The sequence below is a fragment of the Enterocloster citroniae genome, assembly GCF_040545455.1.
Taxonomy (GTDB): domain Bacteria; phylum Bacillota; class Clostridia; order Lachnospirales; family Lachnospiraceae; genus Enterocloster; species Enterocloster citroniae.
The window spans coordinates 16,546-29,340 of sequence record NZ_JBEPLZ010000039.1; the positions used below are offsets into that span (position 1 = coordinate 16,546).

13 protein-coding genes are annotated in these 12,795 nt (G+C 52.3%); all 13 read left to right on the top strand.

The genetic code is table 11. The features are described 5' to 3' along the window. Positions 1 to 60: 60 nt before the first annotated feature. The gene (locus ABID13_RS26860) at positions 61 to 1,173 is read left to right on the top strand and encodes a hypothetical protein (RefSeq protein ID WP_156200247.1); all 1,113 of its coding nucleotides are present in this window, start codon (positions 61 to 63) and stop codon (positions 1,171 to 1,173) included. Positions 1,174 to 1,187: 14 nt separating this feature from the next. Then, positions 1,188 to 2,789 (top strand): hypothetical protein, encoded by a 1,602-nt coding sequence (locus ABID13_RS26865; RefSeq protein WP_048931332.1) that lies wholly within the window; start codon positions 1,188 to 1,190, stop codon positions 2,787 to 2,789. 240 nt (positions 2,790 to 3,029) lie between these two features. Continuing rightward, positions 3,030 to 3,884, top strand: a complete 855-nt coding sequence (locus tag ABID13_RS26870; RefSeq protein WP_048931330.1) for a hypothetical protein — start codon at positions 3,030 to 3,032, stop codon at positions 3,882 to 3,884. Positions 3,885 to 4,029: 145 nt separating this feature from the next. Next, positions 4,030 to 4,167, top strand: a complete 138-nt coding sequence (locus ABID13_RS26875) for a LemA family protein (RefSeq protein ID WP_242849333.1) — start codon at positions 4,030 to 4,032, stop codon at positions 4,165 to 4,167. A 17-nt stretch (positions 4,168 to 4,184) separates the two neighbouring features. Next, the gene (locus ABID13_RS26880; protein ID WP_048931329.1) at positions 4,185 to 4,757 is read left to right on the top strand and encodes a hypothetical protein; all 573 of its coding nucleotides are present in this window, start codon (positions 4,185 to 4,187) and stop codon (positions 4,755 to 4,757) included. Continuing rightward, complete coding sequence (locus ABID13_RS26885; protein ID WP_197092228.1) at positions 4,750 to 5,073, top strand: DUF3137 domain-containing protein; 324 nt, start codon at positions 4,750 to 4,752, stop codon at positions 5,071 to 5,073. Before ABID13_RS26880 ends, ABID13_RS26885 begins: the two co-directional genes overlap by 8 nt. Further along, complete coding sequence (locus ABID13_RS26890) at positions 5,070 to 5,270, top strand: hypothetical protein (RefSeq protein WP_048931327.1); 201 nt, start codon at positions 5,070 to 5,072, stop codon at positions 5,268 to 5,270. Before ABID13_RS26885 ends, ABID13_RS26890 begins: the two co-directional genes overlap by 4 nt. Positions 5,271 to 5,352: 82 nt before the next feature. Next, complete coding sequence (locus ABID13_RS26895) at positions 5,353 to 6,345, top strand: hypothetical protein (protein ID WP_048931326.1); 993 nt, start codon at positions 5,353 to 5,355, stop codon at positions 6,343 to 6,345. A 24-nt stretch (positions 6,346 to 6,369) separates the two neighbouring features. Beyond that, on the top strand, positions 6,370 to 7,872 hold the full coding sequence (locus ABID13_RS26900) for a hypothetical protein (RefSeq protein WP_156200245.1): 1,503 nt from the start codon (positions 6,370 to 6,372) through the stop codon (positions 7,870 to 7,872). 26 nt (positions 7,873 to 7,898) lie between these two features. Beyond that, a complete protein-coding gene (locus tag ABID13_RS26905; RefSeq protein ID WP_242849332.1) occupies positions 7,899 to 8,447 on the top strand; it encodes a LemA family protein in 549 nt (182 codons plus the stop codon). Positions 8,448 to 8,477: 30 nt separating this feature from the next. After that, positions 8,478 to 10,610 carry a DUF2207 family protein gene (locus tag ABID13_RS26910; RefSeq protein ID WP_048931324.1) on the top strand — a complete coding sequence of 711 codons (2,133 nt, stop codon included), beginning with the start codon at positions 8,478 to 8,480 and terminating at the stop codon, positions 10,608 to 10,610. A gap of 44 nt (positions 10,611 to 10,654) precedes the next feature. Continuing rightward, complete coding sequence (locus ABID13_RS26915; RefSeq protein WP_048931323.1) at positions 10,655 to 12,265, top strand: hypothetical protein; 1,611 nt, start codon at positions 10,655 to 10,657, stop codon at positions 12,263 to 12,265. Between the two features lie 9 nt (positions 12,266 to 12,274). Then, positions 12,275 to 12,589, top strand: coding sequence for a hypothetical protein (locus tag ABID13_RS26920; protein WP_156200243.1), 315 nt, complete (start codon positions 12,275 to 12,277; stop codon positions 12,587 to 12,589). The last annotated feature ends 206 nt before the right edge of the window (positions 12,590 to 12,795 follow it).

Sequence of the window (12,795 nt, forward strand, 5' to 3'; positions counted from 1 at the left end):
TCTCTGCGGGAGGAAGACAAAATCAAATTGGGAAGGAAAAGAAGGATTTGGAAGGAGAATATGAAAAGCATGAAACGCTTCTTCTGCCTGTTGACGCTGGTGCTGATGGGCATTGCCCTGCTGGCGGCTTGCAGCGGCTTGGGCGGTGGTGGTACGGGTAGCGGCTCGCGTGGCAGAAAATTGCGCGACACCGATGTGATCATTGACTATGGTATGGTTACGCGGGGCGGGGAGCAGACCATTGTGTGTGCCGTCTGCGACCAAAATGCGATATATCTCTATTGCGATGATGAGGAGCATGAGTTGTTTGACACAGCCATGCTTCCAACGGAGGAACTCTACGACCGGGAGGTGTGGAATGAGGACTGGGTGCTTGGCACCATTGACTTCAGCGATGTTACCAATGACAACAACGGTGATCTGCAGGTAACCCTCTCTCATTCGGATATGAGCGAATCGTACCTCACGTGGATGTGGGAGGAAGGCGAGGGATATGTTTATCAGCCGGATGACTCCACGTTCTACCATTCCATTGTGGTTAGATATCCCGATGAGGAACCAGAGAAACCGGAATATGATTTCAGTATGTACGAGGGCCTCTGGAAGGGCGATGCGGATGCGGGCAGCAAATATGATTGCGATGAAGCATATCTGGAGTTTGATGCGTATGGCTACTGGGAACTCTATTCCGGCGGCGATTGGATAGATGCTGGTTATCTATGGTATGAACCGGACTGGGACGCCACCTATATCTACTGCCACCAGGGCGGTAGCATAGGCGGCACCATAAACGGCAGCCGTGTCGAACTGGAGAGTGACCAACTCTCCATCTCCGACTGCGGCTGCTTCAGCCGCGAGGATGCCCAGACATACCATCTGGCTTCTTCGGTGCTCCAGGGTACTTGGTACCTCGATAACGACTGTTCGATGGAAAGTTACATTGTCATCAACGGCTATGGCAACTGGAGTCTCTGCCAGCGTAAGCCCGGCAGCTCCGAGACTGAGGAAATAGACCATGGCACATTCTCCTTCGAAACAGATGGACCTAATATTTTCAGCGCGGATTCTCACGTGAGTGAAACGAGCCTCCGGGTGTTTTACTTTGAGGAAGATGGAGATGATGGCGTTATCGTCTGGGGCGAGGAGGACACTTATTACCGGATGGAGCGATAAAAGGAAGGAAAAAGATGAACCATTTGAAAAAGGAATTTGTTCTTCTGCTGGCTGTGGTTTTCTGTCTGAGCCTGACGGCCTGCACCGGCGACTACCCCATCGTGGGAGACGACTGGCGCACGACCGGCATTGTGCTTGATGGCGGCACCATTACCCGCAATGGAGAGGACACCGATGTGCTGGTGTGTGTCCACAAGGCAGATGCCGCATTTTATTACGACTCGAAGGATCAGACGCTGTTTGGCTCCGTGGACTATCCGATTGCCTTTGGGAGCAACGTATGGGATCTGTTCAAGGGTATTGACTTTGCCGATCTGAACGGCGATGGCAACAGCGATGTGACCATGAAGTTCGATGACAACGGCAGTGAGTTCGGGTTGGTGTGGTACTGGGATGCGGAGAGCCCGAAATTTGTGTATCAGCCGGAGAAATCATTCATCGGAGACAGAAAGACCACGGATGAGATTTACCATGAACTGTTGGATAGGTTTTACGTTTTGGTGTCTGACCCGGACAGTAACATGGACACTACGGAGGATGGGGAGTTTGGAATCCGGGAATCGGCCCGGGGTATGGGTAAGGATGCTCTGAACGGCATGGGCTATCTGATTGAGGACCTGAGCGGCGATGGGGTGCCGGAGCTGGCGGTGGGCAGTCTGCGAGAGTACGGCGGGGAGATCAATGCCCTCTACACTCTGGCTGACAACGAGCCGGAGCTGGTTTTTGAGGGCTGGGGCCGCAACAGCTACATCTATGTAAATACCTATGTGGGGGACAGCAGCTGCTTCTACAACTGTGGCTCCAGCAGCGCGGTGGAGTCCGGCCATGGCATTTTCACTCTCTCCCGGAATGGGCGGGAGCTGGAGTGGCGGCGGTTCTACTTCACCTACGCCGAGGTCGGGAATTTGGACAATGTGGCCATCTACGTCAACACCACCGGGAGCTGGGAGCCGGAGGAGTCGGAGCTGGCGGATATGACGCTGGAGGAATATTATGAGTGGTTCTCGACCCCGGTGGTGGAAAGCATGACGGATTTCTGGGGGATGCCTTGCACCGAAAGCGGTCTGTACCTGACCCCTTTCTCTGATTATACCGCCGGTGTGGGTCGAGCCACGACTGGCACTGAGCGCGATGACTGTGAAACGGTTCCGGTGCTGATGGGCGGTGCGCTGCCCTTTACCAATATGGAACCCCTGCAATCCGAAAATTACGAGGACGGCACATATTACTACGCAGATATCACGGAAGACGGGGTGCTCCGTGTGGTGGACACGGTGCTGCCAAGCAATTTCATGTATGATGTTCAGACGTTGGAGGACTATCTGACTGCCTGTGCCATGAATTTGGGTGAGTCGGGCACCGCCGGACATTTGCTGACTGTTGAACAAAATGATACGTACACCAAGAATATGAGCTACCCGGTATATATTGTGATATATATCGTAGGCGAGGATGAGGATACCCGTGAATGGACCGTTTTTGCCATGGACACAGATCACTACACCTATCTCTACGCTTTCGATGCGATGGCTGACGCGGCAGAAGATATGAAACCCATTTATCACGACATTTTCGCGGACTTGTACCTGTCTGATGGAGAATATGAGAATGATTAAAAAAAAGAACATGAATAGAATTTTACCGGCGATGCTGGCACTGCTGCTGTGTTTGAGCCTTGTGGCCTGCGGAGGAGATTCTAAAAATGCGGAAAGCACCAAGCGTACCAAGACTGGGAAAGAATCACAGACTCTCTTGAGGGTGACTCCAACGGAGGTTCGGGTAAAGGTACACGCAATGAGGACGTTGTAACGGAAACAGCGGGCGACATCAGTGAATACATTGGCCTGTGGGAGTATGTGGACGAAGATGTCTGGCTCAGGAACTATGAGGGTGAGACGTGGGAGTTCCTCAACAATCAGGAGGTTGCCACCGCATTCGGTTCGCTGTGGGTGGATAAGGCCGGTATCACGCTCTACTTCGATGATACCGGCGATGTGGTGATGCAGCTTGACCGCACGGAGAGCGGCGACCTCATTGACAGTGAAAGTGGTGGGTTGTTCTTTTCTGTGGACAGCATTCAGTCGAGTGTGCCCTATTTTACCCGCAACGGCCTTGCCATCAACGCCGCGGTGGATCAGGGCGTCTTCCTACTGGAGGACGGCTTTGCCAGCTACGAGGGCGACACCGGCGCTGGCTACACCCTGGGGAACTGCTATTGGGAGGTCACCAAAAACTACGACCAGACCCAGGACGGCATCCGGGAGATCCAGGTCGAGGCCGTCTGCTATGTCCCTCAGTCCTCCATGGGGACCTTTGCCGGAAAGCCCAAGTGCAGCCTTTACCATCAGCTGTATGATTTCTATACCGGCAAGTGGTTTACCCGGATTGACGAATATAAAACCAGCTCCCGGGGCAAGAACTACTACCTCCACACCGTGGAGTGGAATGGCCAGAGCGGGATCATTGAATTCACTCGATCCACCGACTGGCAGAGCGATGTGGGCGAGTGGGCAAGGGTTGCCACCACGTACTACCACGTCTTTATGCCCGAGTGGTATGACGGCCTTATCCTGACCTTCGAGCCCCTGCCGGACAGCTACGAGGGCTTTACGGAGTTTGACCACCGGCACAGGGTCTACGCTGAGGCCAGCATTATGGATATCGCTCTGCTGAATCCCTACGGCTGCCTGTTCTTCAACGTTTGCAACTGACAGCGGTTTTGACGCTCCGGTTTACTGAACGATTCCTGAAGCCGTTAGTCCATGAAATATCCAGAACTGCGCTCCAGCAGTGTGTTCGCAGAGCTTCAGCGGGGGATCTGCAACGCGGAAGAGCATTTGCAGGCGGCGCGGGCGGTTGTATAATAGCAGCGTCACCGCCTACAATACGGCCATCGCCATGTTCCCGGCTAAGCTGCTGGCAGGCCCGCGCCAGCCGAAGGAATTCTTCGCCGCAGACGCAAGCAAGCGCGAAGATGTAAAAATGATGTTTTGAGGAGGGAAACGAGGATTATGGAAGAAAAGATGACAAATAAAGATCTGGAATCCCAGCTCCAATCCCTGCGCAGTAAGGCAACGATTGCCAAGGTTCTGACTTCCTGCTCCAGTGCGGCGATGATGCTTTGCTTTATCACAGGATTGGTTCCTGTGGCGATTTTCTTTATTGTACTTGGGGGAGGGGGAGGATTCCAGATGGAAAAGAACAACAGCAAGCTCAAGAAGCTCCTCAGCAACGATGTCGTCAGCGGTGCCCTGAAGGAGACGCTGGGCGATACCGTGGAATATAGCCCGTGGGGCAAAATCAACCCCGGCAGCATGGTGTTTCCCTTCACCTATAACTGCACGGATGGCAGCGACCATATCAAGGCCGTCTACCACAGGCTGAAGATTGAACTGGGCGACATCGAGCTGATCAATGAGTCAGAGTTCACCGATGAAGACGCACACGCAGAAAAGCAGAGCATTACATTTTTTAAGGGACAGTGGCTTACCTGCGACTTCGGCAAGGAGCTTGCCGGCGAAGTATATATCTCCGAGCGGACAAAAAAACCGCAGAAGCCTGAAAAGCAATGTCGCCATGGATAACGAGCAGTTTGACACGCGCTTCTGCGTCAGAGCGAACAATTCGCAGGAAGCGTACTACATCCTCACCCCGCACATGATGGAATATATTACCGCCATGGCGGACAAGAGCGGCGGCGCGGTCTATATGTCCTTCCTGCGGAGCGGAAAGCTGCACGTTGCGATCCAGACCGGGCGCGACTTCTTTGAGTTTGGGAAGAGCAATGCGGACGTGGGAGAACTGCGCCAGAAATTTTTGGGCGAACTGCGCTGGTTTACTGATATTGTCGACACGCTGCGCGTGGAGGATACCCTCTATAAGAAGGAGACAAACGTATGACGCTGAGAACCGCCGCTCTGCTGCTGGCGGCCATGATCATCGGTATGGTGCTGACTGGCAAATACCTGCGTGAAAGGTGGGCACTGCGTATTATCTGCATTGTGCTGCTGTCGCTTATTGCAGTGGTTCTTGCCTGCTACGTTGGACTAACTGTTATTTTTATTGACGCAGCACGAAATCAACCGCCAATGCCATGACAAAATATCTTCGGATAAGGACAACGGCAACTATAACGATGGCTGGGGCGGACACTTCGGCTGATCGCAGGAGGAATGAAGCGTGAAAAAATATAGGGGATTTTTGTTGGCTCTGATGATGTGCCTGAGCATGGTTGCCTGTGAAGAAAAAGGCAGCGGGGAAGGAGAAGCCAGCTATGACGGAGAAATCAGTATTGCGGATCTGGAAGGGTTCTGGTATCCGGTAGAGGGAATCGGTTCAACGATATCGGTGCTGACTTGTATTTATATCAACGGGACAGCTGAAAACTGGGAGGAATATGACCAATATGGTAATCCGACAGGTTATACCGGAGACGCATATACCGATGGAACAGTCCTTACACTGACGGATGTTCCCCTGATCGGGGACGTGGAAATTCCGATTGGCGATGCAGATATACTGGTAACAGATACCGGGGAAACCTACTGGATCAAGAGCGCGCCTGACTTTCAGGAAAAACGGGATTTGTCGGCTTTCTCTGGCCGCTGGTACTACCAAGGCTATCAGGATTCGGAGTATGCAACAATCTTGATCTTGAATAAGGATGGAACATACATCAGGAGCGATGCGGAAGAAGGAACCTATACCTATCAGGAATATGATCAGACTGTGTACAATGGGTCTGAGGGGGATAGAGGTACAACCGTATTTCGCCAGGAAATCTCGCTGTTCGGCGGCGGTATGGATGAAAGCTATTATCTGACTTCAGATGGGCAGGTTCTGGTACACTGGTCTGACAGTGTCCATGGGGACGATTATTACATCCATGAGGATGCTCTGGGAAATACACAGCTTTTGACAGAATATTTGATAACCAGCAAATTATTCTTGGGTAAAACCTATGCGCTTCAGTTCAACCGGGACGATACACTGAGATGTGAGTTCCTCGATGATGGCATAACCGAGGCGCGGCATGGGACGTGGGGGCTGTCCGGTAATACAGTAACGATTATCTGGGATGATGGTGAGACAGATGAGGCAGCTTTGAGTCCGGAGCGCGTGAAAACGCTTACGCTGAGCTCTACCGGTGAAATCTTAAAGAGTCTCTTTTAAGGGAAGAATCTGATGGAGGGCAATATGAAAAACATGAAACTGACAAAATTTTTCATGGTAGTGCTGACATTGCTGCTGTGCCTAAGCCTTACGGCCTGCGGCGACATCAACGAACTTGTCGATGAATACGACTGGCGCACGATAGGCATTGTGCGCGGCAGCGGCGCCATCACCCGCGGTGGAGAGGAAACCAAGGTGCTGGTGTGTGTCTACGAGGAGGATACGGAGCTCTATTATGACTCGAAGGATCGGATGATATTCGGTACATTGGATTACCCACTCTCCTTTTCTATTTGGAACGCATGGGACAAGTTCCAGGGCATCGACTTCGCCGACCTGAACGGCGATGGCGATGTGACCATGGAGTTCGATGTCTACGGGACTGATATCGTGATGGTGTGGTTCTGGGATGCGCAGAGAGATCAGTTTGTGTATCAAATGGAGGAATCTCAGTTGGCGGTTCCGGTACTGATGGGCGGCGAGCTGCCCTTTGCCGATATGGAGACCCTGCAGTCTGAAAACCGCGAGGACGGAACGTATTATTACATGTATGCCACAGAGGCTGAGCGGATCCGTGTGGTAAACATGGTGCAGCAGTGCACAGACATAGTGCTTCCGCCCGAATTAGAGGATGGAGTTTCGAGACCGGATGACTATCTGACCGGCTGTGCCCTGTCCTTTGGGGGAGAGACTATCTACGAATTGCATACCGCTGAGGAAGATGAGGCGTACAGCGAAAAGATAGGCCACCCGGTATTCGTTGTGACATACACCTCCGGCGAGGGTGAGAAGGCACGTGAATGGACCGTTTTTGCCACGGACGATGGACGCTACACGTATCTCTACGGTATCGGTGCTGTGCCTGACGCGTTGGATGATGTGGAGGCCGTTTATCAGGACATCTTTGCGGGCTTGTACCTGTCCAACGGCGCCGCCTCCTCCGGGGATGACCCAGGCGAAAAGGAAGATTACAGCATGTACGCGGGCTTCTGGCTGGGCGATGCGGATGCCGGATACGATTACATAGAGTTCAATGCGGAGGGAGGTTGGAGGGCCGACTCCTTCGACAATGTGGAGGTAGTAGACGGCTATCTTTCGTATGGACCGGAAGAGGACGTTGCTTATATCTACAGCGGGGACAATGACACAGACGGCGGCTATGTTGAACTGGATGGCGACCGGCTTTACATCAGCTCTTTCGGTTCCTTCCACTACCTCAGTAAGAGTATTTCGCAGCTCCGGGGCACATGGTATCTCAATAACGACTTTTCAGCAGAATACTATATCGAAATCGATGAGGATGGCGGCTGGAGACGCTGCCAGCGTACACCCGGCAATGACGAGGCTTCGGAAATGGATTGGGGCGTACTCAGCTACAACCAGGATAAAGCCGGCGCCTATTATGAGAATTCCTATATGGATTCACTGGCAGATAACAGTTCGGAGGCTCAGGTGCTTGACTCTGGTGAAGGCGTTCTCGTCTGGGGCGATGATGGCACTTATTACCGGCTGGAGGAGTGGCGGTGATAAAAGGAAAGAGAGGAGAAAACAGCATGATAATCATAATCCCGATAGCCCTTGTTATTTTGCTTCTGATCTGGGGCGTTGCCGCTTATAACCGCTTGATTACCGAGCGGTTAAAGGTACAGACCCAGTGGAGCCAGATTGATGTGGCGCTTAAGCAGCGGTTTGATCTGATTCCCAATCTGGTAGAAACGATCAAGGGCTATGCCGCCCACGAAAAGGAGGCGCTGCAGGCGGTTACCGATGCCCGGAGCCGCTATCTCTCCGCAGAGGACGCCCAGGGGCAGATGAAAGCCAGCACAGAGCTGTCCGGCGCTATGAGTCGTCTCATGGCGGTGGCGGAGTATTACCCGGAACTGAAAGCAAACCAGAATTTCTTACATTTACAGCAGCAGATTTCCGCTATGGAGGAAAAACTGGCGAATTACCGTCAGTTCTACAATGACACGGTTCTGCGTTACAACAGTCTGCTTGTAACCGTTCCCACCGACCTGATCGCGGGGCTGTTCCATTTCCAAAAAGAGGAATTTTTCAAGGCGGAGGAAGCTGAAAAGGCTGTGATCACTGTAAAATTCTGAACCAAATTTCCGATGAGAGGAGGACGCTCTATGAGCCGTTTTTTACGCAAATTATTATGCTTTTCCCTGGTTATCCTGATGCTTCCCCTGTTTTCACTGACCGCGTTGGCGCAGGATGGCAGCGCCGAGCTGCGTTCCCTGCACTTTGACATTGAATTGTTTGAGGACGGAAGCGCGTACATCACGGACACAAGGGAGATCGTGTTCACCGGCGACCGGGAGTTTACACGTTTGGGGGTAAATAACTTCTTCGCCGGCCCCCGTGAGTTCATAAGCTGGCAGGTCTCGATTGACGGGACGCCTCTGTCACAGCTTGACGAGCCGGACAATGAAAGCCGGCCCGAGAACACCTTCGCGGTTGAGGGCGGCGATGGGGAAAATACCGTCTATATCTATTTCCGGCAGGAGGGCAGTGGCACCCGCGTCTTCCAGATCAGCTACTGGGTGGAGAACGCCGTGAAACTCTATTCCGATGTGGGCGAATTTTTCTGGAACCTGACCGGAGAGAGCGAGCTCTCTGATATTGGTGCCCTCACCGCCACATTGACAGTGCCTCAGGGCGTCCCTGAAGAGGAATTCCGCATCTGGGCCCACGGGCCGCTGAGAGGCACCTTTGAAAAGCAGTCTGACAGCACCGCGTTCCTGCAGGTAGACAACGTCCCTATGGGGAGCATCGTTGATATCCGTTCCACCCTGCCTGCGGATTGCTTTTACGGCGGATGGGAGCGGCAGGGCGAGGTGCTCGATGAAATTTTGGCAGAGGAAAAAGAGCTTGCCGACAGCGCAAACGCCAAGCGTGAGGAAGAAGAACGTATAAAGACCGAACAGGAGACCTACCGTGCCGAGCGGGCGGAATGGGAAGAGAATCATCCCATTTTGTATTTCATCGAACGGCTTATCGATGAGATTTGTTACTTCTGTGATAAGATTTATGACTTCTTTCTGAACTTCATGGATGAAATAGGCTGGAATATTTTCTACGTTTTGGTGTTCGGCTCGTTCTTCGGTTTTTTTATTATCATACTTCCATTGCATGGTAAGATCGAAAGTATTTTACGAAGGAGCAAGCAGAAGAAGTTCAGGAACAGCCCCACCCGGTCCCCACAGTATTACCGGGACCTGCCGGATGACCGGTCCGCTCCTGCTGTCGACAGACTGGTGCATTTTTATGACGGCAAGCCCAGCATCTCCAGGCAAATCTCGGCAGCGCTGTTGGAACTGAATTTGAAAAAACTGATCCATTTCCAGACGACTGCAAGGAATGCAAAGTTTCTGCTGAATACGCAGATGGGCGAGGCGATGTTCCCATCTGACGCGCCGCTGGATACCGCAGAACCGGAGCATATTCCAGACTATCAGAAGATCTTATGGGATTTCCTGCGGAACGCAGCCGATGGAAGCGGGCGGATTTCTATAGAGAACCTCAAAAAATATATTAAGGACAATCGGGATGCAGCCCTGAGTTTCCGTTACAGCTTCGAGGGCTCCGTGGAAAGAGAATTTACGGAAAGAGTCAAATCAAAGGACGTGGCAGGATATTCCCGCAGAAGGTTGAAGCATCGCCTGATTGTCTCCGCAGCTGCAGGAATCTTCGTAATACTGATCCGTATGGCCGGTACACTGCCTTATGGGATCGAGTTTGGCGAATCCCTCGAGTCTGGGCTGGGCGTCTTTGTGGTGGTGGCGGTTGTAGAACTCATTATCCATTTTTGGAGATTTGTCTTTAAAACCTCCTGCTATGTTTTGGATCAGCAGAGTGAGAATGACCTGGCCCTCTGGCAAGCCTTCGGACGGTTTCTGGATGATTTTACTACCTTTAAGGATAAGGAACTCCCGGAATTCCCCGTATGGCGGGGGTACATGGTCTACGCCGTTGCGATGGGCAAGGGCCAAACGGTGGCCCGCGCGCTAGCCCTAAAGTATCCCGAAGCCAGCGCCGCAGGAATGTCTGCCTCTGACGATGATTGGTATCGTTGGATGCAGGAGACGACCTTTTATGACGCAATGGATTCCATTGGCCGGGAGGTTGCCGAAGTCAAAGAGCCCCGTTCTTCCGGTGGCGGCAGCGACAACGACTGGAGCGATGGCGGCGGTGGTGGTGGCGGCTTTTCCGATTCCGGCGGCGGGAGCGATAGCGGCAGCGGCGGCAGTTTTATTGACTAAAAAACAAAGTATCTCAAACTAACAACAAAGACCGGGAGGAAGATATGAAAAATATGAAACGGTTCTTCTGTCTGCTGACACTGGCACTGTTGAGCTTTGCCCTGCTGGCAGGCTGCGGCAGCGCTGGCGATGATTACCCAGACGATTACCCTGTTACGGGAGACGACTGGCGCACGATTGGTATTATACGCGATAGCGGCATCGTCACCCGCAGCGGAGAGGACACCCGTGTGCTGGTGTGTGTCCACAAAGCGGATGCCGCATTTTATTACGACTCGGAGGATCAGGCGCTGTTTGGCTTCGTGGAATATCCAATCACCTTTGGGGTGAACGTATGGGATCTGTTCAAGGGCATTGACTTCGCCGATCTGAACGGCGACAGCGACAGCGATGTGACCATGAAATTCGATGACGATGGCAGTGAGATCGTGATGGTGTGGTACTGGAATACGGAAAGCGAAGAGTTTGTATACCAGCCGGAGAGATCATCCGCCGGCGACAGAAAGACTACGGATGAGATTTACCATGAGCTGCTGGAGCGGTTTTACGTTTTGGTGTCCGACCCGGACAGTAACATGGACACTACGGAGGATGGAGAGTTTGGAGTCCTGGAATCGGCCCGGGGGATGGGTAAGGATGCCGTGGACGGCATGGGTTATCTGATTGAGGACCTGAGCGGCGATGGGGTGCCGGAACTGGCAGTGGGCAGTCTGCGAGAGTACGGTGGGGAGGTCTACGCCCTCTACACCCTGGTTGACAACGAGCCGGAGCTGGTCTTTGAGGGCTGGTACCGCAACAGCTACACCTATGTGGATGTCTGTGTGGGGGACAGCAGCAGCTTCTACAACCTCGGCTCCAGCAGCGCTGTGGAGTCCTGCCAGGGCGTCTTCACCCTCGCCCGGAACGGGCGGGAGCTGGACTGGAAGCGGTTCTACTTTACTTATGCCGAGAACGGGGATTTGGACAATGTGTCTGTCTACGCCAACACCACCGGGAGTTGGAAGCCGGAGGAGTCGGAACTGGCGGACATGACTCTGGAGGAATATTACGAGCGGCTCTCGCTTCCGGTGGCGGAAAGTATGACGGAATTCTGGGGGCTGTCTTGTACCGAAAGCGGTCTGGACCTGATCCCATTCTCTGATTATACCGCCAGCGCAGATCAGCTCACGACCGGCACTGAACGCGATGACGGCAATGCGGTTCCGATACTGATGGGCGGTGCGCTGCCTTTTACCAATATGGAACCCCTGCAATCCGAAAATCACGAGGACGGCACATATTACTACGCAGATATCACGGAGGATGGCATGCTCCGCGTGGTAAACACGGTGATGCCAACTAATTTCGTGTATAATGACCGGACTTTGGAGGACTATCTGACTGCCTGCGCCATGGATTTGGCGGAGCCGGGCGTTGGCTATTTGCTGGCTGTTGAGCAAAATGATATGTACAGCGAGAATATGAGCTACCCGGTATATGTTGTGACATATACCGCAGGTGAGAATGAGGATACACGTGTATGGACCGTTTTTGCCATGGACACAGAGCGCTACACGTACCTTTACGGGTTTGACGCTATGGCTGACGCGGCTGAGGATATGAAGTCCATTTATCAGGACATTTTCGCTGGACTGTATCTGTCTGATGGAGAATAGATGATTATTATGAAAAAAAACAATTCTTATCTGCGCCAGAGGAATGTTTTGGAGTTCCAGGGGGTTTTGTATTACGATGGCGACCTTTCGGCAACTACCTACATTATAATCGATGGTTGCGGAAACTGGAGCTATTATCAGCGTGCGCCCGGCGATGCTGAGGGTACGGAAATGGACCACGGAGCATTCTCCTGCTCCATAGATGAAGACAGTACCTATTATGCGGATTCTGCAGTGTATCCCGGTCTTTCCATCCGTGTATTTGAGTTTGATGAAGGAGTTCTCCTCTGGAATGAAGATGTTTATTACCGGAAAAAGCGGTAAAAAGATAAAATGATGACTTTTTTGAAAAAAGAAAAATCGCCAGAAAATACTAACCTTTGGTTAATATTTCAGACTGTAGACAACTAGCCTCCTAATAGGAGGCGGTTGTCTTTTTTCTTGTGTCACAGTAAAAATAAACCACCTGCTCTGCAGGTGGAGGGAATATCTTCAGATAAAAGCAACTCCTGTGCTAAACTAGATGTAGG